Origin of the sequence: Verrucomicrobium spinosum DSM 4136 = JCM 18804, assembly GCF_000172155.1 — a bacterium.
Taxonomy (GTDB): domain Bacteria; phylum Verrucomicrobiota; class Verrucomicrobiia; order Verrucomicrobiales; family Verrucomicrobiaceae; genus Verrucomicrobium; species Verrucomicrobium spinosum.
In genome coordinates, this window is record NZ_ABIZ01000001.1 from 2,108,853 (window position 1) to 2,133,338 (window position 24,486).

General features: G+C 60.8%; 17 protein-coding genes. 8 read left to right on the forward strand and 9 right to left on the reverse strand.

The window, feature by feature from the left end:
- Window positions 1-10 precede the first annotated feature (10 nt).
- Entirely contained in the window at window positions 11-637 is a 627-nt protein-coding gene (locus VSP_RS08255) for a DUF4412 domain-containing protein (RefSeq protein ID WP_157210794.1), read from the forward strand.
- A gap of 89 nt (window positions 638-726) precedes the next feature.
- Here the strand turns inward: VSP_RS08255 and VSP_RS08260 are convergent, their stop codons facing one another.
- Window positions 727-1,779, reverse strand: coding sequence for an alpha/beta hydrolase (locus tag VSP_RS08260; protein WP_009959959.1), 1,053 nt, complete (start codon window positions 1,777-1,779; stop codon window positions 727-729).
- Window positions 1,780-2,588: 809 nt separating this feature from the next.
- Here VSP_RS08260 and VSP_RS34560 point away from each other — a divergent pair.
- The 3 genes from VSP_RS34560 to VSP_RS08280 all read left to right on the forward strand — a co-directional run bounded on the left by VSP_RS34560 (window position 2,589) and on the right by VSP_RS08280 (window position 6,405).
- Complete coding sequence (locus VSP_RS34560; RefSeq protein WP_009959961.1) at window positions 2,589-2,939, forward strand: hypothetical protein; 351 nt, start codon at window positions 2,589-2,591, stop codon at window positions 2,937-2,939.
- Between the two features lie 501 nt (window positions 2,940-3,440).
- A complete protein-coding gene (locus VSP_RS08275) occupies window positions 3,441-3,827 on the forward strand; it encodes a hypothetical protein (protein ID WP_009959964.1) in 387 nt (128 codons plus the stop codon).
- A 637-nt stretch (window positions 3,828-4,464) separates the two neighbouring features.
- Window positions 4,465-6,405, forward strand: coding sequence for a DUF4838 domain-containing protein (locus VSP_RS08280; protein WP_009959966.1), 1,941 nt, complete (start codon window positions 4,465-4,467; stop codon window positions 6,403-6,405).
- A 43-nt stretch (window positions 6,406-6,448) separates the two neighbouring features.
- Here VSP_RS08280 and VSP_RS08285 read toward each other — a convergent pair whose 3' ends face one another.
- The gene (locus VSP_RS08285; protein WP_009959967.1) at window positions 6,449-6,730 is read right to left on the reverse strand and encodes a hypothetical protein; all 282 of its coding nucleotides are present in this window, start codon (window positions 6,728-6,730) and stop codon (window positions 6,449-6,451) included.
- A 147-nt stretch (window positions 6,731-6,877) separates the two neighbouring features.
- On the opposite strand from VSP_RS08285, the gene VSP_RS08290 reads away from it, so the two are divergent.
- A complete protein-coding gene (locus VSP_RS08290) occupies window positions 6,878-8,206 on the forward strand; it encodes a hypothetical protein (RefSeq protein ID WP_157210795.1) in 1,329 nt (442 codons plus the stop codon).
- Window positions 8,207-8,457: 251 nt separating this feature from the next.
- On the opposite strand, the gene VSP_RS08295 is transcribed toward VSP_RS08290, so the two are convergent.
- Window positions 8,458-9,363 carry a PPK2 family polyphosphate kinase gene (locus VSP_RS08295; RefSeq protein ID WP_009959969.1) on the reverse strand — a complete coding sequence of 302 codons (906 nt, stop codon included), beginning with the start codon at window positions 9,361-9,363 and terminating at the stop codon, window positions 8,458-8,460.
- A 72-nt stretch (window positions 9,364-9,435) separates the two neighbouring features.
- On the reverse strand, window positions 9,436-10,239 hold the full coding sequence (locus VSP_RS08300; RefSeq protein WP_157210796.1) for a GDSL-type esterase/lipase family protein: 804 nt from the start codon (window positions 10,237-10,239) through the stop codon (window positions 9,436-9,438).
- Window positions 10,240-10,656: 417 nt separating this feature from the next.
- On the opposite strand from VSP_RS08300, the gene VSP_RS08310 reads away from it, so the two are divergent.
- Window positions 10,657-15,834, forward strand: a complete 5,178-nt coding sequence (locus VSP_RS08310; protein ID WP_009959973.1) for a DUF1549 domain-containing protein — start codon at window positions 10,657-10,659, stop codon at window positions 15,832-15,834.
- A 127-nt stretch (window positions 15,835-15,961) separates the two neighbouring features.
- Here VSP_RS08310 and VSP_RS08315 read toward each other — a convergent pair whose 3' ends face one another.
- From VSP_RS08315 to VSP_RS08330, 4 genes are all read right to left on the reverse strand, one after another.
- Window positions 15,962-17,353, reverse strand: a complete 1,392-nt coding sequence (locus VSP_RS08315) for a glycosyltransferase family 2 protein (RefSeq protein WP_157210797.1) — start codon at window positions 17,351-17,353, stop codon at window positions 15,962-15,964.
- A 409-nt stretch (window positions 17,354-17,762) separates the two neighbouring features.
- On the reverse strand, window positions 17,763-18,995 hold the full coding sequence (locus VSP_RS08320) for a cytochrome-c peroxidase (protein ID WP_198141345.1): 1,233 nt from the start codon (window positions 18,993-18,995) through the stop codon (window positions 17,763-17,765).
- Complete coding sequence (locus VSP_RS08325; RefSeq protein WP_029190285.1) at window positions 18,979-19,563, reverse strand: type II secretion system protein; 585 nt, start codon at window positions 19,561-19,563, stop codon at window positions 18,979-18,981. The genes VSP_RS08320 and VSP_RS08325 overlap by 17 nt, the downstream gene beginning before the upstream one ends.
- Window positions 19,560-20,951: a PEP-CTERM sorting domain-containing protein gene (locus VSP_RS08330; protein WP_009959977.1), complete on the reverse strand. Its 1,392-nt coding sequence runs from the start codon at window positions 20,949-20,951 to the stop codon at window positions 19,560-19,562. Before VSP_RS08330 ends, VSP_RS08325 begins: the two co-directional genes overlap by 4 nt.
- Window positions 20,952-21,204: 253 nt before the next feature.
- Here VSP_RS08330 and VSP_RS08335 point away from each other — a divergent pair, with 253 nt between their 5' ends.
- A complete protein-coding gene (locus VSP_RS08335) occupies window positions 21,205-22,680 on the forward strand; it encodes a DUF1501 domain-containing protein (protein WP_009959978.1) in 1,476 nt (491 codons plus the stop codon).
- A 452-nt stretch (window positions 22,681-23,132) separates the two neighbouring features.
- On the opposite strand, the gene rpe is transcribed toward VSP_RS08335, so the two are convergent.
- On the reverse strand, window positions 23,133-23,807 hold the full coding sequence (gene rpe, locus VSP_RS08340) for a ribulose-phosphate 3-epimerase (protein ID WP_009959980.1): 675 nt from the start codon (window positions 23,805-23,807) through the stop codon (window positions 23,133-23,135).
- A gap of 112 nt (window positions 23,808-23,919) precedes the next feature.
- Here rpe and tadA point away from each other — a divergent pair, with 112 nt between their 5' ends.
- Window positions 23,920-24,450: a tRNA adenosine(34) deaminase TadA gene (tadA, locus tag VSP_RS08345; RefSeq protein ID WP_009959981.1), complete on the forward strand. Its 531-nt coding sequence runs from the start codon at window positions 23,920-23,922 to the stop codon at window positions 24,448-24,450.
- The last annotated feature ends 36 nt before the right edge of the window (window positions 24,451-24,486 follow it).

Genomic DNA, 24,486 nt, shown 5'->3' on the forward strand with positions numbered 1-24,486 from the left:
CACCCCTCCCATGAAACCGCTTTCCTTCCTCGCCGCCCTCCTTCTTACGCTTGTGCCTGCCACGGGGCGTGCGGATCTGACTCTGGTGCAAAAGTCCAACGCCCCAGGGGCAAAGAATCCCCTGGTGATGAAGGTGAAGGGCGGCAAGATCCGGATCGACTTCGGCAGTGACCAGACCAACATGGTGGACACGGCGACCGGGGAGATGATCGTGCTCAATCATCTGACCAAGAAGATGACCAAGTCCAACTACAAGACTGGGCCCATGGCTGTGGAGATTGCCAGAAACCTGGCGTCCGCCAAGTTGCACCGGCCTCTTAGTACGGGCAAGACGGAGAAGGTGGGGGCATACGACTGTGATATTCACGAATGGGATTTTGGCGGCGGGATCAAGAGCAAGCTCTGGGTCGCGAAGAACTATCCCAACTATGAGGCGATCAAGGCGGACCTGGCCACCATGAGCGCCCTGGGGGGCGCGAATGTGCTGACCGATATCAATGGCATGGTGGTGAAGAACCACATCGATCTCGGCGGTGCCACCGCCACGACGACTCTGGAGGAGGCCAAGATCGATCCACTGCCAGACACCGACTTCGTGGTGCCTGCGGGCTATGTGCTGGAGGAAGGGAAGAAGTAAGCAAATCTGAGTGCAGGCCAAAGAAAACCGGGCTGCCCTGGAGGACGGCCCGGTCTTGCTGAAGGAGTCAAAGGTGAAAGACGGCGGGCCTATTTGGCCGGAACGGGTGCTGCGGTCGTCTTGGCCGCGGGCTCAGCTGGACTGGCGGTGCCTGCATGGCCCGCCTGCCAGAGCCAGCGTAGGGTATCAGGAAACAAAGAGGCGCCGTGCTTGCCGTTGTGGGTGCCTTCTCCCAGGACGAACTGATAGTTCCAGTCCGCGAACTTGAGCGCGGCGGCCATATCCTGATTGGCCAGAGGCCAGTTGCCAAACTGGTTGTCCAGGTCATTCTTGCCGTCCTGGAGGAACACGCGAATCTTGCGGCGGGATTCCAGGAGCTTCTGGAGTTCGGGCGTGTTGTAGGTGTTCTTGGCCACCTCCAGATTGGTCTTGCGGATGAGGGCCGGGTAGATGTAACCGCCGCGGATGTTCGTGAAGCTGCCGATGTGGCTGATCACTTTGCGGAAGGCATCGGGCCGCTCCCAGGCCACGGTGAAGGCGCAGATGCCGCCGCTGCTGCCGCCAGCGATGGCGCGCTGCTCGGGATCGTCCGTCAGTTTGTATTGCTTGCTCACTTCCGGAAGGATCTCTTCGAGGAGGAACCGGGCGTATTGATCAGAAGGCGTGTCGTACTCAAAGCTCCGGTTGCTGCGGGGCTTCTCGGTCGGGCTGGCTGCGGGGAAGCTGCCGGGACTGATGAAGATGCCGATGGTGACGGGCAAATGCTTTTTGTGGATCAGGTTGTCCAGTACGTAGGTGGCATTGTTGGGGCCCGTCTGCTTGGGATCGCCTTTGGAGGCGCCACCGTCTTGCAGCACGAGCACACTGGCTGGCGTGGAGCCGTCGTACTGGGCAGGCACATAGATCCACCAGTCGCGTGTCGTGCCTTCAAAGATCTTGGACTTCCAGGGTGGCATCGGGATCACCTTGCCGCGCGGCACGCCGTCCTGGGCGAGGGAGTCCGGACCCAGGACATATTGGTCATCCTGCGGTGCGGCGGAGAGGGATAGGGAGAGTGGGAGAGTTGCGGTGGCAGCGAGCAAGGGGAGCGCAAGGTAGAGGCGGGTCCGGGCGAAAGAGGAGGAGAGGGTGCGGAAGGTCATGGCAGGATGCCGGCGTGAAAGAAGGCGGCAGGCTGAGACGAACGGAGGGGCGGGCGGGGATCTTTCGGGGGGCGCGGGGGAGGGGGAAAGCTTGCCGGGAATGTAGAAGTGCCGTCCCGGCTCTTGGGCTGGACACTGGTTGGGCGGGCAGGCGGGGCGTGGAGATGCTGGTTGCGGCGAAGGAGAAGCTGGTGTCGTCAGGGTCCACACCTTGAATTCCCACCTGAGGACACCCTAGCTAGCTTCGCTGGTTGGCTCAACCGATTGAGGGGAAGATGACGCGGTCCGGAACAGGAATAAGGTGTCGAAATAAAGTGTCTGTCCCTTTGTCGGATGTGTGAACTCGGCTACCAATGGATGCGGGGATATTTGCCGGGCAGTGTCAAAGACCTCTCGGCCCTGTCTCGAGGAAAGGTCTCCGAGCGGATCGTTGGCAAGTTTCCTGTTGGTCAGGATGGCCATCGTCGGAATCCGTTACTTGAAACCATTCGTGGTGATCAGGTCGAGCGCATGCTTGCCAATCGATTCAAGCAAACCGTTTCTGCAAGGAAGCGGTGGCATCCCGGCGAACCTCTGCCGCCTCATCTAGTGTCCCTGGAAGCATGCCGGAATCATGCCACGGCATCCGAAAATGAATGCCATGGCATAGCCGAGGCAATCCCACAAGAATGCCCACCACCCACCACCCACCAGTATTAGAACACACACTCCGCGCGAGGGGGGCGACTCCTGGCCGACGGTGGACGAGGTGGTCGCCTACGCCGAGCAGCAAGCAGCCTTGGCTGTTCACTCTTCCAGGTGCGGCCCTCGTGGGTACAAAGTGTCTGTCCCTTTGTGGCTACAAAGAACGGCCGGAAGATTACGACGGCACTGCCTCAGAAGGGCTGTATGTCATTGCGGTGCGAGGTGATGGTCCGGACTACATCAGTATCGACACTCATCCCTCTCGATTGGGGCGCTGTTTTGACAGCTTTTCAGGCGATCATGCCACCGAGGGTAGTCGTGTCATCGCTCTGTCGTTTGCAGAAATGCTCAACAAACTCGTCGTCTGGAGGCAGGAGGGATACTTCTGGGAGGAGGAGTTTTATGGTTACTTTGGGCAACCGGATCCTTTGTTGAAGTTGCAAGGGCGGGGGCAAAAGCGCGTAAACCTTCCTTGAGGTGCTGATGCCACCGTGGCTTTCTCGATCAACTATGTCTTCAGTAGAGCTAACACGAGCGGCCCTCCGGGTAGTTTTCGAAACAAATGCCGAAGCAGGGTTGCCTCTCGACGATATTCGGAAGGTTCTCTCGTTTACAGAGAGTCTTCCGGATGGCGCTATGGTGCGTTACTTGAGTTTTGAGACTTCCTATGGACACACGGTTGAGGTCAACGACTCCGACGTTGGTTGGGAAAGCGTATTGGAAGCCGTGCCCCGTGTCCTGGAGGGCACGGATGGAGCTTTCTCCGCGGTTGGATTTCCCTTGCCAGATGAGCCTGCAGTGGTGGTTTATTCGCGTGATGCATGACTCTCGATCTGAACCAACCATCTTGTGAGCGAACGTGCAAGTTACCAAGCTCCCGTATGTGTGTGCTTGCGGTGAACAAGAACTGGAACCGACGAAGTACGTTCGAGCGATCGGAACATTGAGATTCATCGAGTGAACAAAGACGCGCGCCTATGAGATCTCTCGGTTTTACCCTCCCTGATGACTTGCTTGGCTATTGGTGGGTGGGGCATGGTTTCGAGGGTTCACCAGGTGTTCTCATTTTCGATGAGAAAGGGCATGCGGTACAGTTCCTTACGACGAAGGACCGACGCAAGGGGCAGTCGATCATGCGACTTTGGGTTAGGGTGGATGATCCGGTTACGTTGAGATTTCGGTTGTCGTCCAAAGGGGAGAGTTGGACGAGGACGATTGAGCGCACTGAATCCGGATTTACGATTTTTGCCGGGGATATCGCCTTTCCTGTCTGGCGTGCCGAACGGACTGAATTGCCTGGTTGGCTTGAGGCGGACTATCAGGCTGCGATTCAGAAAATGGTGGAGCAAGAGAATGACGCTTGATGCTAGATGGTTGCGGATGAGAGCCGCGATCCGACGTCCCTCCGGGACGGGAGATTATTGTGTTCGTAGTCCGGTGGTTCCCGGCCTGATGACAGGCCTCCACCACCGGCTAATTTCCGACGTCCCTCCGGGACGACTGCATATTGCTTCGAACTCCGTGCTCAAGGGACAACCTCCAGGCCGCCCCTCCGGGACGGGGGCTTTGAGAAGCGGGAAATGTTTGTAGGGTGTAACGAGCTCCAGCGCTTGCAGCCTCGCGAAGCGTCTTGGAGTGCGTGTGGCTCGACACCGCTTTGGCGGCTGTGGTGATGGGATAGAACCTTGGTTTGGGAGCAGGGGCGGTGCGTTGTCTAAAAGAGATAGAGGCTTTCGCGGGTGAGCGGCGCGAGGGGGGGTGCTTGTGGCCTAGCGAGTAGGCTTCGCCAGCTGGCAACGGTCGAGTTGGGCTTGCGTGCTTCTGTCGCAGGCGAAAGCGGCGTCAAGCCGCCAGCGCTCCAAGACACAGGCGTGCAGGGGGGCGGTGCCAGGGTGAGGGGGCAGCTTCTGCAAAGTGCGCAGGAGTGATGTGATCATGCTTTTGCGCGAAATTTTGCCCCAACCGCTTCGTTCTAGCGCGCGAAATCAGCATTGCTTTCCTATGAAGATGAAATTCTTTGGTTTGGTAGTGGTTGCGTTGAGTTCCGTATCCTGGCTTCGTGCGGCCGATCTGGTTCTCGCTGAGAAGGGGAAAGGGGCTCTTCCCATTGTCTTGGCGAAAGAGTCTTCAGCTTTCACGCGGGAGGCGGTGAAGGAACTGGCAGTTTCCATTGAAAAGGTCACTGGGGCGCGTCCGCAGATCATCGAAGGTGAGCCGGCGGTCGTGCCGCCACAGGCGATCTGGGTGGGGGTGCAGCCGGGTGTCGCGAAACTGTTTCCTGGAACGAACTTCGAGTTTCAACATCCTGAAGAGACGCTTCTGGCAGCGAACGACAAGCATGTGGTGATTGCGGGCCGGGATCGCTGGGTGGCTCCCAATGCACAGACCGAATACGGCACGGTGAACGCTGTGTACTCTTTTATGCAGGACCAGTTGGGCGTGCGCTGGCTGTGGCCAGGGGAGCTGGGGGAGGATGTGATTCCCAAGGAGCGCATTGTGATCGCACCGTTTGAGCAACGGTATCATCCCCAGATCCGTTCCCGGGAAGGGGTCTTTCACTATTCCAGCCTGGACAACAAAGGGTATGGCAAATCTCATGAGTGGACGCTCCGGCAGCGGCTCCAGTTGGGCTCTTTGGCCATGGAGGGCGGGCATGGTTTTGGAGACTGGTGGGAACGTTACCATGACAAGCACCCGGAGATCTTCGCCCTGCAGCCGGATGGCACGCGCAGCGGGTTCCCGAATCCCCGTACTGCAAAGCTTTGTGTCTCGAACCCGCTGGTCTTGAAGCTTTGGCTGGAGGACGTGGAGGCTGACTTGAAAGCGAATCCCGGCAAGACGGTCTTCAATGCGTCTCCCAACGATGGATGGGCCAGCGGTCACTGCGTGTGCGTCAATTGCCGGGCGTGGGATCACCCTGATGGTGAGCCAAGGCGCTTCAACTGGTACAAACTTGCTGAGGTGCACCCGGCTCTTTCTGACCGGGACGTGACCTTTGCCAACAAGGCAGGCGAATTGTTGAAAGCCAGGTACCCCGGAAAGGACTACCGTGTGCTCATGCTGAGCTATGGCCACTCCCGACCTGCGCCGGTAGCGGCCCGGCCCGCGGACAATGTGCTCATGACCTTGGTGGCGAACTTCTATGGCAGGACCGGGCTGGTGGATATCGGGTCCACAAGAGGTGACACGTATCGTGAGCAGTTCGATGCGTGGACCAAGGTTTCTTCGTCGTTTCTCTGGCGGCCGAACACCGGGAGCCCTGCGGGTTGGCAACAGGGCCTGCCCGATCTGTCCACCCAGCAGACGATCCGTGATTTGAAAGATGTCGCGGCGGCGGGTTGTGTGGGCATCTTCATTGATGGAGTCTGGGAACACTGGGCGACATTGGGCCCCCAATACTACGTGATGGCTCAACTGGTGTGGGATCCGAACAAGGATGCGCAAGCGATTCTTGCGGACTACTATCAACGTGGCTTCGGGCCGGCGGCTGGGCCGGTGAGGGAGTACTATGAGGCCCTTGAGAAAGCGCGCATGGCATTCACGGCCAAGAATCTCGACGGAGGGGTGTTCTTGTTTCCTGAACTCTACACTCCGGAGCTTCTACGCGAATCGCAAGGGAGGCTGGACCGTGCGGCTGCGGCGGTGCCTGCGGGGTCGGTGTATCAGCGTCGGGTGGCGTTTGTCCAGGTGGGGCTGGATTACACACGGCTGATCATGGAGAACGTAACGCTGATGGGGCGCTATTGGAAAAAGAAGGACGAGTCCGTGGCGAAGCAGGTGAGAGACAACTGGGCTGCCATCGACAAGCTGATCAATACCACCCCCTACGCGATCAATGTTGGTCCCGTCCGTCCGATCACGCCACGCATGGCAGGGCTGCATCCCGACTATCCGCCTGCAAAGGTGAAGAAGGCGCGGGCGGTGGATTTGGATTTGAATTAGCCGCGAGTTGAGGAGGGGGACGGGCTCGTGCTTTGTTCCCCTCTCACTCTGCCCAGCCATAGTACTGGGCCAGGACGTTCAGCAGCATCAGGATGATCAGACCCACCAGCAGTATTCTTGCTATCTGGGTAACGTCGGAGGTCAGGCGAAAGACATGATCGCAGCTCTGGCAGCGCATCGCTTTGCTGCTGCTGGCGCTCCATAGCAGGGAGAGGAGAAAACCACCCAACAACCAGGCCCAGATGCTGAAGTGTCGCTTGAAAGGCTCGGCATGGAGCAGGTCGTGGCTGCCGCACTTGGGGCAGGGATCAGAGGGCGGAGGCATGGAAACTGGACGGTGAAGAAATGTCTGTGTCGAATAAACGATGAATTGTACGGACCACAACGGCAAAGCAATGGGCGGGCGCGCTGCGCAAGCGAGCTTCAGAACCTGCTGCAAAGCTTCGTGATCTTCCTGCGTATGCATCCACGCATGCGACATCTTCTCTGTCTTTCCCTTGTCCTCGCTACTGCACCGCTCCCGATGCTCCACGCGCAGAGCGCGCCGTATGATGTCTTTCCCGCGGCGGAGGTGCCGTACTACCGGGTGAGGTATGAGGCTTCCAAGGAGCCGGGCGGATTGATCTTTCCGGTGAACTACACGGTCTGGATTCCGCCGGGGGTGAAGACCTTGCGTGGGGTGATCGTGCACCAGCATGGTTGCGGTGAAGGCTCATGCAAATCTGGGCTGACGGGGGCGTTTGACCTGCACTGGCAGGCACTGGCGAAGAAGCACGACTGCGCGTTGCTCTCCCCAGCGTATGAACAGCCTGAGAAGGCTGACTGCCAGATGTGGTGCGACCCCCGCAATGGTTCCGGTGCGGCGTTTGAAAAAGCGTTGGGAGCCTTGGGGAAGGCGAGTGGACATCCGGAGTTGGCGACGGTGCCTTGGGCGCTTTGGGGACATAGCGGGGGTGGACATTGGGCGGGGGGCATGACGCTGCTGCATCCGGAGCGGGTCGCGGCGGCGTGGCTGCGCAGCGGGGCCCCGCTGCTGAAGGCCAATCCTGAACGGTCGGCGATCAAGGCGCACACCCTCTCCCAGGCGGTGGTGCAGGTGCCGGTCATGTGCAACCTGGGTACCAAAGAGGGCGTCACGGTCAAAGAGGGGCGCTTCGCGGGAGTCTGGCCTTCGAATGAGACGTTTTTCAGCGAGCTGCGGGCCAGAGGAGGCCTGGTGGGCGTGGCGGTGGACCCGCTGACGAGTCATGAGTGCGGCAACCAGCGCTATCTGGCGATTCGGTGGCTGGATGCGTGCATGGCGGCGCGTTTGCCAGAACAGAGTGGCGGGGATATGAAGTCGATGTCGAAGCAAGGGGCGTGGCTGGCACCGTTGCTGGGGACGGAGGCGGTTCCCGCGGCAAAGTTCGCGGGTGAGGCGGCGACGTCCGTTTGGTTGCCGGATGAGGCGACCGCAAAGGCCTGGATGCAGTACGTCAAAGACACGGCGATTATGGACGCCACCCCGCCGCCTGCGCCGACGAATGTGCGGGTCGAGGCTGGGGAGTTGAAATGGGACGCGGTGGCGGATCTGGAAAGTGGCATCGGCCACTTCATTATTGAGCGTGACGGTCAGGAGATTTCGACGGTGCCTGCACAACCGAAGAATCCTTTTGGCAGGCCGGTGTTTCAGGGGCTGCAGTACAGCGACACGCCAGCGATGCCGCTGGTGAAGATGAGCTTCGCTGTGGCGGAGGGGGCGAAAGGGGATGGCTACCGGGTGATTGCCGTGAATACGGCGGGGCTGAGGTCTGGGAAATAACGTGACAGGAGGGTTGTTGGTTCGGCGGTGGCGGTGGGGTGGGCCGATAAGCCAGAGCGCCGCAACTCTTTCGGAGCAGGTGCCTCTATTCGCCCACCGCCATTAACGCCTTCAGGTCGGGCGGAGGCGATGTCGTGTGCTGACTGACGTTCGCGGCAAGATGTCGCGAACAGCACGCAGGATGCGTGCGCTCCCCAAGCTTCTCTGGCACAGGCCATTTGAGGTCTATCCAAGGAAGTGAGTAGGTGGCATCAACCCTTGGGCTTCTTGTCCAGTTCCTTCATGAGCACTTCGCGGCTGCGGGTGAGGGCGTCGCGATGCTCCTGGGGGAATTCGGGCCAGGCAAGGTGGAACTTCTTCATCTCGGCGCGGATGATGGTGGCCACGAGCAGGCGCATGTTCTTCTTGCTGTCGGCTGGGACGATGTACCAGGGCGATTCCGGGGTGGCTGTTTCGCGGATGGCCTTCTGATAGCACTTCTGGTAGTCGTCCCAGTACTGCCGTTCTGCGAGGTCGCCTTCGTTGAATTTCCAGTTCTTCTCCGGGTCATCCAGGCGGGAGAGAAAGCGCTTGGCCTGTTCGCGTTTGGAGACGTTGAGAAAGAACTTCACGACATGGGTGCCGTTGCGCGTCAGGTGCTTCTCCAGATCTCGGATGCTGTCGTAGCGCTGCTCGTAGAGCTTGTTCATGTTTCTCACCGCGCGCTCGGGGAGCCGCTGGATCTTGGTGACAATCTCGGGGTGCACCTTGCAGACGAGGACTTCTTCATAGTAGCTGCGATTAAACACAGCAATCTTGCCGCGGCCCGGCATCAGGGTGTTGGCCCTCCAGAGGAAGTCGTGATCCAGTTCTTCCTCGCTGGGTTTCTTGAAGGAGTAAACATCCACGCCCTGGGGATTCACCCCGCTGAAGACGTGCTCGATGGTGCTGTCCTTGCCCGCCGCATCCATGGCCTGGAAGATGGCCAGCATGGCGTAGCGGTCATGCGCGTACATCTGGAGCTGCATCTCATGCAGGTCATCGCGATACTTTCCCAGCTTCTCCAGGTAGTCCGTTTCATCCAGGTAGAGACTGGGGATCTTGGTGGGGTAGTCCTCCAGCTTGAAGGCTTCGCCTCGGGTGACGCGGAATTGCTCGATATCTGGGCCTTTGCTCATTGGCTGGGATGGGGAGGGCAGGCGGAGTCTCGCCGTATCCCATCTTCGTGGAGGAAAGGGTAAAACCAAAGCTCAATGTTTGGGAAGATGGGGCTTCAGTGCCTCGCCCCAGATGGCATAGCCCTTCTCCCCGGGATGCAGGAAATCTGGCATCACATCCCGTGAGATTGTGCCGTCGGGGTTGGTGAGCTTGCTGGTGAGATCCAGCAGAGTCACGCCATTGCGCTTGCCCAGCGGGACGAGGTGTTCGTTGATCTCCTTGATCTTTACACGATAAGTGTTGTCCGGTTTCTCCCCACGGGGGAACACGGACATGATCACGATGGCGGCGTCCGGGCACTTCTCATGCACGCGGTCCACGATGGCCCCCACGCCTTCGGCGATCTCTGCCGGGGTGTTGGCGCGGGCGTTCTTGGTGCCGGCCAGGTTGTTGGTGCCGATGTGGATCACCACGAGCCTGGGGATGAGGCCGTCCAGTTCACCTTGCTGAATACGGTACAGCACGTTTTGGGTGCGATCCCAGCCAAAGCCGAGGTTCAGGACCGGCAGATCGCCAAAGGTGGCGGCCCAGGCTTCCTTGCCCCGATTGCCCCTGGGCTCATTCGGCGGACCGGCCCAGAAGTGGGTGATGGAGTCGCCAATCAAAACGACCTGGGGCTTCACCTGGTCTTTCACTGCGAGGATCGCGGCATGGCGCTGGTCCCAGTCGTACATGTCCTTCTCCAGTTTCCCCACGGGGATGATGGCCGTGTTCCCTGTCGGTGCGGCAGCGGGCGGGCTTGCGGGGGCGACTGGGGCCGCTGGTTCGGCATGCAGGGTCGAGCTAAGGGCAAGGAGTGAGGCGAGGGAGAGCGGGGAAAGCCAGGCGATGCGCATGGGCATTATTCAGCAGGCTGATTCGGGAGAGTGCAAGTTGCCAAGTGGGCTGGGTTCGATTTTCCAGGCGCGGCAGTTTGGATGCGCTCTTGCAGGCAGGCGCTTGGGGGACGCCGACGGATTTCCGGCTGGCCAAAGCGGCGTCGAGCCGTACGCACTCCGAAGACGCTTCGCGACGGAGGCCGTGATGAGGCTGGCGGGCCCACATTTGGCGGGAATCCACCCATGCATGATCTGCGCATCCATCATGGGAAATCTGGTAGCGGTGTGGGATTTCACATCGCCCTGACGATTTACGTTTGGTGACATGATCTGATGCCGCTGTGGGAGGGCGTATGCCGCCGCCGTCCGTGCCATCTGGATCGCCCCTGTCGCCTTTTTCCATTTTCAGACAGAACACGACCCCGCCCGTCTTCCATGATATCATCCTTCCCATCTGCTTCCGTCCGGTTCGCGTCGCTGCTGGCTCTTGCCACCCTTTCCTGGCCTTCGCAGGGAAATGCCGCCCCGAAGAAAGAGGAGGTGGTGGACCCCAATGCGCCGGTCAGCTTCTACAAGCAGATCCGCCCCATCTTTCAGGGGCAGTGCTACGGATGCCACCAGCCCTCCAAGGCCAAGGGCGACTACATCATGACGGAATTCACCCGCCTGATGAAGGGCGGGGAGGAGGGACATGCGGTGGTGGCCGGGCAGCCGGATGTCAGCCATCTGCTCAAGGAGATCACCCCCGATGCCTCGGGCAAGGCGGAGATGCCTCAGAAGGCGGACCCTTTGCACGCCACCCAGATCGCGTTGATCAAACGCTGGATCACTGAGGGGGCCAAGGACGATACGCCGGCCTCGGCGCGGCAGCAATATGACATGGAGCACCCGCCCGTGTACGCAACTGCCCCGCTGATCACCTCCCTGGACTATGCACCGGATGGCAAGCTCATCGCGGTGGCAGGGTACCATGAGGTGCTGCTGCATCGGGCGGATGGCAGCGGCATTGAGGCCCGGCTGGTGGGGCTGTCGGAGCGCATCCAAAAGGTGGCGTTTTCCCCGGATGGCAGCCGTCTGGCTGTGGCCGGAGGCAGCCCGGGACGCATGGGCGAGATCCAGGTGTGGGATGTGGCGAAGCGGAAACTGGAGGTGAGCGCAAGCATCACCTTTGACACGCTGTACGGGGCGAGCTGGTCTCCAGACGGCAAGCTCATCGCCTTTGGCGGGGCGGACAACTCCCTGCGGGCGATCGAGGCCGCCACGGGCAAGGAAGTGCTTTTCACCGGATCGGCCAATGACTGGGTGCTGGACACGGTGTGGAGCAAGGACGGCAGCCACGTCATGGGTGCGGGCCGGGACATGTCCGCAAAGCTGACCGAGGTGGCGACGAAGCGGTTCGTGGACAACATCACCTCCATCACCCCCGGTGCGCTCAAGGGCGGCATGCATGCGGTGACGAGGCACCCGCAGAGGGATGAGATCCTCATCGGCGGGGCCGATGGTGTGCCGCAGATCTACCGCGTGTTCCGTGAGACGAAGCGGGTTATTGGAGACAACGCCAACCTCATCCGCCGGTTCCCTGCGGTGGAGGGGCGCATCTTCACCGTGGACTACAGCCCTGATGGCAAGGTCATCGCCTGTGGCAGCAGCTATGAGGGGCGCGGCGGTGTCACCCTGTACAGCGCGGAGTTTGATCCCGCCATGCCGAAGGAGATCCAGGCGATTGTACAGAAGGTGGTGAGCAGTCAGAGCGCGGATGAGAAAAAGCAGCTAGAGGCCTGGGTGACGAAGGATGTGAAGCAGCTCAAGTCCGTGCCGATGGAGCGTGGGGTGTTTGCCCTGACTTTCAGCCCTGATGGCAAAACGGTGGCGGTGGGCGGGGAGGATGGCCGGCTGCGCCTGGTGGACGTGGCTGCCGGTACGGTGGTGAAGGAGGTGATGAGCGTGCCGCTGGCGGATGAGAATACTCTGGCGGCGCTGGATGCGGCCACCCCGGATGAGACGGTGCGGAGCAGTGTGGAGAAGTCCTTGACTCCTGAAACCCTGCCCCAGGGCGCGGTCATTGGCTCGCTGGAAGTCAGCCCCCGCAACATCCAGATTGGCAAGCGGACGGAGTACGCCCAGGTGCTGGTGACGGCGAACTTTACCGATGGCACCCGGGCGGACGTGACGCGCCAGGTGAAGATGAAAGCCAAAGGCCTGCCGGTGGCGGTGTCTGCACGCGGTCTGGTGCGTCCGGAGGAGGATGGCAAGGGCACGCTTGTGGTCTCCCTGGGCACTCATCAGGTGGAGGTCCCCGTGGAGGTGTCAGGGGTGAAGGCCAGGTTCGAGCCCGACTACGTGAGGGACGTCATGCCGGTGCTTTCCAAGGCGGGGTGCAACATGGGCACTTGTCATGGATCGAAGGATGGGAAGAACGGCTTCAAGCTCTCCCTTCGTGGTTATGACCCCATTTATGACGTGTCTGCCTTCTCCGAGGAACTCTGGAGCCGCCGGGCCAACATCGCTGCGCCGGGCCACAGCCTGATGCTGCTGAAGGCCAGTGGGAGTGTGCCCCACGAAGGCGGCCAGATCACCGTGCCGGGTGAGCTCTACTATGAGACGATCAAAGCCTGGATCGCCAATGGCACCCGGCTGAAGATGGACTCGCCCCGCGTGACACGGATCGAGGTGCTCCCGCGCAATCCCGTGGTGGAGGTGATCGGCTCCCGCCAGCAGATGCGGGTGCTGGCCACCTATGCGGATGGGGTGACCAAGGACGTCACGGCCGAGGCTTTCATCGAGAGCGGCAACATCGAGGTGGCGGAATCCGACAAGCAGGGCCTGGTGACCACCCTCCGCCGTGGCGAAGCCCCCATGCTGGCCCGCTTTGAGGGAGCGTATGCCGCCACCACCATCACTGTGATGGGGGACCGCTCCGGCTTCGCCTGGGTGGAGCCGCCCAAGCACAACAAGATTGATGAATACGTGGCTTCCAAGTGGCAGCGCATGAAGATCCTGCCCTCCGAGCTGTGCAGCGACACCGACTTCATCCGCCGCGTCTATCTGGATCTCACGGGCCTGCCGCCTTCGGCTGCAGAGGTGCGCGCCTTCCTGGCCGATCCCGGCGAGTCCCGCGCGAAGCGGGATCAACTGGTGGACAAGCTGATCGGCAGCCCTGCCTTTGTGGACCAGTGGGCCAACAAATGGGCGGACATGCTGCAGGTGAACAGCAAGTTCCTGGGGGATGAAGGTGCCAGGATGTTCCGCGAATGGATCCGCGCGCAGGTGGAATCGAACCTGCCGTACGACAAGTTTGTTTACTCGATCCTCACGGCTTCAGGGTCCAACAAGGAGCATCCCGCGGCGAGCTACTACAAGATCCTGCGTACGCCGGAGGAGACGATGGAGAACACCACACACCTCTTTCTGGCCATCCGGTTCAACTGCAACAAGTGCCACGATCACCCGTTTGAGAAGTGGAACCAGGACCAGTACTACCAGACGGCGGCCTTCTTCTCCCAGATCGGTTTTGACCGTGATCCGGCGAGTGGGGAGCGGAACGTCGGCGGCACGGCCGTGGAAGGGGCCAAGCCGTTGTTCGAGATCGTGAAGGACACGGGCAAAGGTGAGATGATCCACCTGCGCACGAACAAGCCTGCGGCACCGGAGTTCCCGTACCCGGCCAAGTTCGCAACGCCCAAAGAATCACCGCGACGCGAACGACTTGCCGCGTGGATGACCAGTGCGGACAACCAGTACTTTGCCATGAGCTATGCCAACCGCATCTGGGGCTACCTCACCGGCACCGGGGTGATCGAGCCGCTGGATGACATCCGCGCGGGCAATCCGCCGAGCAATCCGGAACTGCTGAGCTATCTGACCCAGGAGTTCACCAACAGTGGGTTCAATGTCCGGCACCTCATGCAGATGATCTGCAAGTCCCGCACCTACCAGTTGGGCATTTCGACGAACAAATGGAATGAGGATGACAAGATCAACTACAGCCATGCCAAGGCACGTCGCCTGCCGGCGGAGGCGCTGTTTGACGCCATCTACACGGTGACCGGTGCCACCAGCAAGATCCCCGGCGTGGCTCCTGGTACCCGGGCTGCCCAGCTGGCGGATTCGCAGACCAAGATCCCTGATGGGTTCCTGGGGAACTTTGGCCGCCCGGTGCGGGAGAGCGCCTGTGAATGCGAGCGCAGCAACGATGTGCAGCTTGGCCCGGTGATGGCGCTGATCAGCGGACCCACGGTGGGAGATGCCATCAGCGATCCTGGCAACGCCATTGCCAAGCTGGCCAAAGAGATCCCCGATGACGCGAAGCTCGTGGAGGAGCTCTTCATGCGCATCCTGAATCGTCCACCCACCCCGCAGGAGATCAATGCCGCCCTGGCGGCCATGGCGGGCATGGATGCGGAGAACAAAGGGCTCCTGGCCGAGTGGAGTGCGCAGGAGGTGAAGCAGGCACCGGAAATCGCCCGCATGGAGCAGGAACGCCGGGACAAGATCGCCACGGCGGAGAGCAGGCTGGAAGGTTATAAGAAAGAACAAGCTCCGATCGTGGCCAAGAAAGAGGCCGACCGGGCCGCCGCGATCAAGAAGGCGGAGGAGGCCTCCGCCGCGCTGGTGCAGGCTGCGGTGCCCAAACAGGAAGCCTGGGAGCCGTACGTGGACCTCTCCACCGTGTGGGTGCCGCTGGATCTCACCGTGGTGGATGCCAAGGGGGTGCAGAAGATCGAGAAGCAACCGGACGGCTCACTCTTCGTCACCGGCACGCCCGAGGGGCCCAATGTGGACGCCATCTACACGCTGCGTGGCAGCACGAACCTAAAGGGCATCACGGGCATCAAGATCGAGGCCCTGCCGGATGTCCGCCTGCCCAACAACGGGCCGGGCCTCGCTCCGGATGGCAACTTTGTCCTCACTGAGTTCATGGTGAGCCAGACGCCCGCCGGGCAGAAGGCTCCGGGCGCCCCCAAGCGCAATGCGGATCTGAAGGGGGCGGTGAAGCTCCTGTCCCCCAAGGCCACCTTTGAGCAGAAGGACTTTTCCGCCGCCGCCTCCATCAACGGCAGTCGCGATGTGGCGGACCGGGGGTGGGCAGTCTCCCCCAACACCGGACGGTACCTGCAGGCCGTGTTTGAGACGGATCCCGCCACCACCGGGTACGAGGAAGGTACGCAGTTCACCATCGTCATGCAGCAGGGCTACCAGCGGCAACGGTATCAACTGGGGCGGTTCAAAATTTCCGTGACGACTGCGCAAGCGCCCTTGCGTTATGGAGCCTCCCAGTTGGTGGCGGACGCCGTGCGCCGGGCACCTGACAAGCGTAGCAAAGAACAGCAGGCGGCTCTGAAGGAGGGATACCTGCTCACAGATCTGGGGTATCAGAAGGCCCAGCAGCAGTTGGTGGCGGCGCGCAAGCCGCTGCCGGAGGACGCGAAGCTCAAAGAACTGGATGGAATGCTCGCGGATGCGAAGAGCCCGATTCAGCTAGACCCCAAGCTGTTGCAGTTGCGTCGTGATGCGGAGTTGAGCAAGGAGCAGATGGCGAATCAACGGCTTACGGCGGCGCAGGATCTGGCGTGGGCGTTGATCAACTCGCCTGCTTTCTTGTTCAATCATTGAGGGCTGCTTCGCAGCAGACAGAAGACTGGAAAATAGGAGACGAAAGACCTGAGGTGCTGGACGGGAAGGCAGAAGAGCCGTCCCGGCTCTTGGGCATTGAGGGGCGGGGAGCCAAAGCCTGCTACCCTCACTCCCCCGGGAAAAACAGCCGCCGCAATTTCTGTCCGAAATTGCTGGCCTTGACCTGCTGGGTCCGGAGTTTTTCGCCCAGTCGGAATGCTTTCTCCTTGGCGGCTTGCAACCTGGCTCTGTCGTCGACGCGTTCTTGCTCGAGCCGTTTCACACGGTCGGACAACTGGGCGATTTTCTCCTGGAGTAGTTTGCTCTCTCCGCCCGGGCCTTCAATGCCAAACCAGCCCAGGAGTGCCCGCCTGACCCAGGGTGGCGAGGTTTTCAACATGGGCCGGATCACCCGAAGATGGTTCGTATGGAAGGCCCCCCTACGGCTGAAGCTATGCGGCAGATGCCGATAGTAAAAGAGCGACTGAGGCACGACGTCAAGGTCGTGCCCAGAGTGGACGAGCCTGCCGAGGAACTCCCAGTCTTCAAGGCTGAAGCCGGGGATCTCGCGGAATCCTCCGAGCTTCTGAAACACCTCGGCGCGGATGATGAAATTGGTGTCGCCGAACACATTGGTCAGAAAACCCGCTTCGAGACAGGGGCCCACCGCGTGATACTCCGCGAACCAGGAGGGATTGGCGGGAAGAGCGTCTCCTTCGAATAACAAAAAGTGGCAGGAAAGCGCGTCGGCTCCCGCCCGGTGTATGGCGTTGCTCAAAACTTCCAGCATTTCGGGCCGGGCGACATTGTCGGAATCCATGAACACCAGGTGGGTGGTTTCAGCCAGCCCTGCGGCATGGTTCCGCGCTCCTGACGCCCCCCGGTTGGTGGACCTTATGAACTGCCACCCCCGATGCCGGTACTGACTTTCCAGCGTATGGAAGGTGGCGAGCGAGTCTGCGTCCGTGGAGCCGTCGTCCACAATGATGACGGTGAAGTCCGCAAACGTCTGGGCGGCCAGTGAGGCGAGCGCCTCCGCCAGATACGCACCGTGATTGTGATGGGCCATGCAGACGGTGACCGCAGGTGGTGCTCCCTTTGACGTGGGGCGGGTGACATGCATCGACCTTAGGTCCTGTAATTCCTGAAGCCACCGGGCCCACGCAGTGTTGGCCTCATTTTCGGACCCAAAGAGGGGAAGTGTCACCCGGGTATCAGGAAACTCCCAGCCCTGCTCCTGGTCCCAGGCTTTCACGTCAGAGGCGGGCAGGATGGCGAGATGCGCATGCTGGACGGACCAGCGCTCCGCATGACAGGTGATAAGATGGTCCAAGGTGCCAGCCGGAAAACTGCCACGACATTCCATCTCGCGTTCGGTGCCGCCATGCACCGTCGTCGTGACCACGGGATTGCCTGGCAGACCCAGCGTGCGGCATCGTTGCAATGCGACGAAGCCGTTGCCTTTCCAGTCTTGAAAATGGATGAAGTGAAACTCCCGGGTGCTGAGAAAATCTGCCACCTGCACAGAGAGCGCTAGGTCTGCACAAGGTGGGAAGTGAGGGTGATCTCCCACTGGGGCTTGCAAGAAGCACTCCTCCACTCCTGGAAGCAGAGGGGGCGGAGTTCCATCACTGGAGACCACACCGCCCGCTGCATAGAGGATGGTCACTGGTTGGTTCTGGCTCTGGAGCCATGCTGCGAACCCCAGACAATGGGCACGAATGGGCTTCAGCCACTCGCCTTCGCCAGCGGAGGGATGAAAAGGGGCGACAACGCAGTGCCGGGACAGGATTGAGGTTGGGGGGGCGATGTTATCAAGCTAGGCTCAGAACCTTTTTTTGCAATACGACGGTGGGCAGGTGCAACTCCCCCGTCATTCGACAAGGGGGTACGCGCCTGCCCTGAAGGTCGAAGCGGGATCCTGCGTGTCAGTTTCCCTGCAAGGAGGCAATGGGCGGAAATGGCTGGGAGAGAATACGCACTGGCGGTTCATTCAACGCTTCCAGGAACGCCTTCAAGTCCGCCAGCTCCCCGGCGTCCATTTTCAAAGGCTTCAGGAGAGGATCGGTTTTTGGGAAGAGCGGGTCGTTCTCTTGTCCGGGTTTGGGCCGGGGGCGGGGCATGCCGGCATTGTAGAGCCGCAGGACCCCGTCGAGGGACGGGAAAAGGCCGTTGTGCATCCATGGCCCGGTGCGGGCGACATTCCGGAGCGTTGGGGTCTTGAACCTCCCAACATCCTCGGGTTTGCCGGTCACCTTGTAGCGCCCCAGGTCCTCATACTTCCGGCCGTAGTAGGTGAGGCCGAGGTTGTGGAAGGTATCGCTCTGCAGCATGGGCCCCTGGTGGCAGTTCAGGCAGCGTCCTTTGGTGCGGAAGAGATGCAGCCCCCGGACGGCGGCATCACTCAGAGACTCAGGCTTGCCCGCAATGAACTTGTCAAAAGGGGAGCGCCCCACCTTGAGGCTGCGTTGAAAGGCCGCCAACGCCTGGACCACACGCTGAAAATTGATGTTGGCATCGCCAAAGGCCTTGGTGAAAAGCGGCGCGTAGAATCCAGCCTCCATCTGCAGGCGCGCCACGACCTCTGTGGGATCGCCGGCCATCTCATCTGGGTTGGTGATCACTTCTGTCGCCTGATCTTCCAGGGAGCTTTGACGGCCATCCCAAAAGTACGAGGCAGCGTGCCCAATCCCGAGCAGGGAAGGAGTGTGACGTTTCAGAGTGCGACGGAAATTCCCGGCAGCAAAGGAACGACCGTCAGCCCAGCCCAGCTCCGGACTATGGCAGCTGGCGCAGGAGATCTGCTGGCTGCCAGAGAGGCGAGGATCAAAAAAGAGGCTCAAGCCCAGCGTGGCTTTGGCGGGCGAGGTGGGATTGTCGGCCGGGCCTGCTGGGATCGTGGGGGTGCTGAGTTCCGCGTACATCACGCCGGGATCGATCTCCGGAGTCGGCCACTCGCTGGAGGGGTGGCTGTAGCGTTGACGTAGATCGGCAGTGAGGGCGGCGAGCAAGGCGGGATCGCGCTCCGGTGGAACTGCGGCTTCCGCATTCTCACCCTCCTCTGTGCCAGGATCCTGCGCGTGCAGGAGCATGCTGCCACCCAGGATGGCCAGCATGCTCCAGATGAATGACAGACGGAGCGGTCTAGCGGGTCTCCACATGGCCGTCGGCATAGAGCCAGTTGATCGCTGTCCCGTTCTTCCACGGGTAGAAGTAATACTGTTTGGAAGCATTGCGAGGGCCGCCGTTGCTTGATGACTCAGCCACATTTCTCACGCTCGGGATGGTGAAGGTATGGGCGTTCCAGAGCAGGAGGAGTTTTCCGAGGTTTTTCTGCATTCCGAGAGCCTTTTGGGTGACATCCGGGGCACGGGACCAGGCGTAGGTGTTGCCATACCGGACGAGCTTGGGATTTGGGCGGGGGCTCATCCAGACTTGCTCATCCTCGAGCCAGGGGTCAATGACCTGGCAGAGGCTGAGGCGGTCTTCATAAGCGCGGAATGAGGAGTTTCCAATCTCCTCACGTGTGTAGAAGTAGCCGTTGTTCTCTGCCGCGCGCGCCATGACGCCGTTGCCGATCTTCCGCATCTGGGAGATGTCCTTGACACAGAGGGCCTTCAATTTGATGGCATTGTAGCCACTGAAGCCGATGGTTGCCAGAATCGCGAGGATCACGATGGTGACCAGCAGTTCCATCAGCGTGAATGCTTTGGGTGATGTAGGTTTCATGAAATAGAAAAATTGACAGAGGATGCTGGGCGACGGCGGCGCAGGAAGGCGGTGGCGAGCCCGGCCATGAGGAGAAGCGCGCGGGAGGGCTCGGGCACCAGATCCAGGCGCAGGAGCGTGCCGTGGTCATACAGACCGCCCTGTCGGGTGAGCAGGTAGAGAGCGGGAATGCCGTCCCAATCGGAAAACGCGAAGCCGCTCTGAACGTCTCCGCCCAAGTTGTTTCCTGTATCTGAGCTGAGGTCGTAGAGGACGGTGTTGGTGGAAGTGGCCAGGTCAAACTGGTTGATGGTGCCACCGTTATAGAGGCCGCCCTGGCGGGTGGCGTAGTAGAGAGAGCCTCCCCACTCAAAGGCCGAACCGTAGATAAAGCGGCCATCGGGGAAGGGGCCAGAGGAGGTGGGGGCTCCGGTCACTTCGTAGAGAGTGATGAGGGTGCCGGTGGCGATATCAAACTTCTGCAGGCTGCCTGGCTGGGCAGCCGTTCCCACGGTGGTGAAGAAGAGAGCGTTCTGCGCAGCGCTGTAGAAGGGGTTGTGCGCAGGGAGTCGTGTGGAACCATCGCCCAGTGGCAGAAGAGCCAGCGTGCTGAGCGCTTCACTCCCGCTTGTCGTTACATCCAGAACGGAAAGCGTGCCGGCACCGTTTCCTGAGGCGGGGGTTTGGCCCGTGGTGGTGGCATTTCCTCCAGTGAAGGTATTGAAGTAGAGCTGGTTGCCCACCTGGGTGAAGCCCTCAAAGGGCTGGCGGCCCTGTGTCGCGCCACCTGTAAACTCGTGCACCGTGGTCGTAAGGCCGGTCGCCGTATTGTATCGCTGAATGGTGCCGAACCCGGAGCCGCTGGCACCGCCATTGCCGGTCATGAAATAGACATCCTTTCCGGCGGCCCCGCGGTCCACGATCGCCACGTTTCCAGACGGGCTGTTCGGATTCGTGGCGGGAGAGTTGGCGGGGGAGTTCCACAGAGTGGTGTTGGTACCTGTGGTGGTGTCGTACACGTTTAACGTACCCCGGTCACCGGTGCCTCCCCGGGTTGTGGTGTAGTACAGGAGGTTCCCATCCCGCGTGAAGCTGGTAGTGGGGGTGTTTCCCTGATCGTAAGGGGAATCCTCGCCGGGCACCCCTAGATCCAGTCGTTTTGTCAGGGTATTGGTCGCCAGGTTGAAGCTCGCCAAAGTTCCGAACCCCACCTCGCCACCACCTTCGGAGGTAAACCAGAGTTCCGACCCGATCACCAACGGGGTGCTCATGGGGTTCTGAACACTCTCCCGCGTACCGGTGTTGTTGAAATCGATGAGCTTGGTGATGGTGGCACCATGAGCTGGGACCGTCGCCAAGGTGATGGCAATGAGGGGAATAAGGCCAAGAGAGAGGGAGGGGGGCCGCATAGGTAGCTGTCATTTATGCAAATCGGTCTCATTAGCAATGCTTGTTGCTACTAAGTCTCAATCTTGTTAAGGTAGGCTGTTGCCTGATGGAGTTTCGTGTTTTCTGTGAGGTTTTGGTCCGCAGTTGCTCTGAGCAAGATCCTCAATTGCAGGAGCAGGATAGTGCAGTGCTGCGGGCAGGTGGGGTGCAATGCTGGGGTGACGGCTGGCGTTCTTTCCGGCATCATCGTGTCATCAACCCACCCCGACTGCCATGTTCCGCATCCCCGGCCAGCTAGCCAAAGACCTGTGTGATTCCCACCTGGGGCTGACCCGGCGCGATGTATTGCGCATCGGCGGGGCCGGTATGGTGGGCATGACGCTCAACAATATCTTCCGCGCCCAAGCTGCTGCGGCGGCCAGTGGGGCTGGCGCGGCGGGCTCACCGGGCTGGGGCAAAGCCAAGAATATGGTCATGATCTACCTCCAGGGTGGGCCGAGCCATATTGACTTGTGGGATCCGAAGCAGAACGTGCCGGACAAAGTGCGCAGCGCTTTCAACACCATCCCCACGAAGATTCCCGGGCATCACTTCACGGAGATCCTGCCCCGTCTGGCCAAGGTGAACGACAAGTTCACCATGATCAACAGCATGAGCTACACGCCAAATGGGCTCTTCAACCATACGGCGGCCATCTACCAGATCATGACGGGCTACACCACGGACAAGGTGAGCCCCTCCGGCCAGCTCGAGCCGCCGAATGCGAAAGACTACCCAAACTTCGGCTCCAACATCATCCGCCTGCGTCCGCTGGATGAGCCGATGCTGCCGTTCGTGATGCTGCCGCGTCCGCTCCAGGAGTCCAACGTGATCGGCAAGGGCGGCACGGCCGGCTTTCTGGGCAAGAGCTATGATCCCTATACGCTGTATCCGGACGGCGATGACATGGACATGCTGAAGATGAGCCGCATCAAGATCGATGACCTGCAACTGCGGCCGGATCTCTTCAGCGTGCGTCTGCAGCGCCGGGCCCGCCTGCGTGAGGCGTTGAGCGACCAGATGCCGGCCATCGAGAATGCGGTGAAGGACATGAGCCTGGACGACTACTACAGCCGTGCGCTCAACCTCATTGCCAGCGGCCGGGCGCGTGATGCGTTCGCGTTGGACCGCGAACCCGAGAAGATGCGCGAGAGTTATGGGAAAAACACCTTTGGCCAGAGCCTGCTGCTGGCCCGTCGTCTCATTGAGGCTGGCACCCGCGTGGTGGAGGTGATCTGGCCCAAGGTGGCGAACTCAGACAATCACTCGTGGGACCATCATGTGGGCCTGACGAAGCGCATGAAGGACCAGAGCGGCCCGATGCTGGATGCCGGTCTGTCTGCGTTCTTTGACGACATGGACAGCCGCGGTCTGCTGGATGAAACGCTTGTGGTGGCGATTGGGGAGTTTGGCCGCAGCCCAGAGAAGGGCGTGAGCACGAGCGGCAATGGCAACAGTGCCGACGGGCGCGACCACTGGCCCTACTGCTACACCAGCATTGTGGCGGGTGCGGGCATCAAGCGCGGTTATGTGCACGGCAAGTCGGATGCCACGGCCTCTTCTCCGGCCGAGAGCCCGGTCCACCCGGCAGAGTTGCTGGCGACCATCTACCATGCATTCGGCATCGATCCGGAGACGATTGTGTACAACCATCTGAACCAACCGCGCGAGCTGGTGAAGGCGAAGGCGGTGACGCAGTTGTTTGCGTAGGAGAACAGCCCACCAAGCACCCTGTGGTTGGTGGATTTCGAACCCGGAGGGTTCACCATGAATAGCCACGGGTTAGGCGAGTTTAGCGAGCCATACCCGTGGAAAGTGTCAACACCGTGCTACCGCGGAGCGGTAGGCCTTGGGCGGGTAGTGTCTGCTCGGGGTGTTTGACTGCGATGATGGCCTACCGCTCCGCGGTAGAGTTTCCGCGCCACGTTTTCCATGGGTTTCACTCGCTCCGCTCGTTGCACCACATGGCTATTCATGGTGAACCCTCCGGGTTCGACTGAGTGGGTGGCCGAATCAGAGCGAGAATTGCGTGAGTGACAGCAAGCATTGCCTCGCTTCGGCTGCCGCATCGGGAGTCTCCTGGACCCATTTTCTGACACTGGCGCAAAAAAGCCGCGCTGCCTCAAAGTAGGCGGGCGCGGCAGATGCGATTCCTGGGAAGGTTATTTCACCGATTCCGCCAGGGCGGCCATGGAGGCCTTCATGTCGGGAGGTCCAAAGGAGGAGGTGCCCGCGACGAAGAGATTGGCCCCGTGCTGGCGGGCGATGGGGGCAGTGGTCACATAGATGCCGCCGTCCACCTGGAGATGGTATTTCAGCCCGTGAGCCTCCCGGTAGTCGCGGGCGGCGGCGAGCTTGGGCATGGTCTCTTTTTCCATGAAGGGTTGCCCGCCAAAACCAGGCACCACGGTCATGATGAGAAGGAGGTCGATCAGGTGCAGATAGGGGATGGCCGCTTCAAAAGGCGTGCTGGGATTGAGCACGAGACCCGCGCTGAGCCCGGCGGACTTGATCCGCTGCAGGGTGGAGAGCAGGGAGGTGTCGTAGCGGGCCTCGACGTGCACGCTGATATTGCCTGCACCGGCCTTGATGAAGCGGTCCAGGAAGTGGTCGGCGCGCTGGATCATGAGATGCACGTCCAGGAACATGTCCGTGTGGCGCTTCACGGCCTCGATCATGGCGGGGCCGAAGGAGATGTTGTCCACGAAGTTTCCATCCATCACATCCAGGTGCAGCCATTGGGCACCGGCGTCCTCGGCACGTTTTACTTCCGCAGCGACGTTGGAAAAATCGGCAGCGAGCAGGGAGGGGAGGATGAGAGGCGTAAAACAGTCCATTACCAGGCAGTATGCGCGGCCCTGGCGGCTTTTCAAACGGTGAGGTGCGGGCGCGAGGTCAGAACTGGTCACAACCGATTGCGCACTGGCCTGGGATTGCGCATGTTGGCCGGTGGATTTTGAGATCAACTTCGAAGACCCCCTGGGTGATGAGCACTATATGAGGGAGGCTCTGCGCCAGGCGCGCAAGGCTGCACGGCAGGATGAGGTGCCGATTGGGGCCGTCATTGTCCACGGCAGCCAGATCATTGCCCGCGCGTGGAATCAGGTGGAGACGCTGAAAGACGCCACCGCCCATGCGGAGATGATCGCTCTCACCCAGGCCCAGGGGGCGCTGGGGGACTGGCGGCTCAACGAGTGTGATCTCTACGTGACCAAGGAGCCCTGCCCCATGTGCGCCGGGGCCATCATGCACTGCCGCGTCCGGCGCGTCATCTTCGGCTGTCCGGACCTCAAGGGCGGGGCGGCTGGCGGGTACTGGAACCTGCTCCAGTCACCGAACCTGAACCACCGCTCTGAGATCACCGCCGGGGTGCTGGGGGAGGAGTGCGTGGAGGTGCTGAAGAGCTTCTTCCGCGAGGCGCGTGCGAGGAAGGTCAACGGCATCAACCACAAAAAAGGCATTTCCGACGCGGGTTCCTGAGCAGGTGCGTGAAGGCCGGGTGAAGATCGGGTGAAA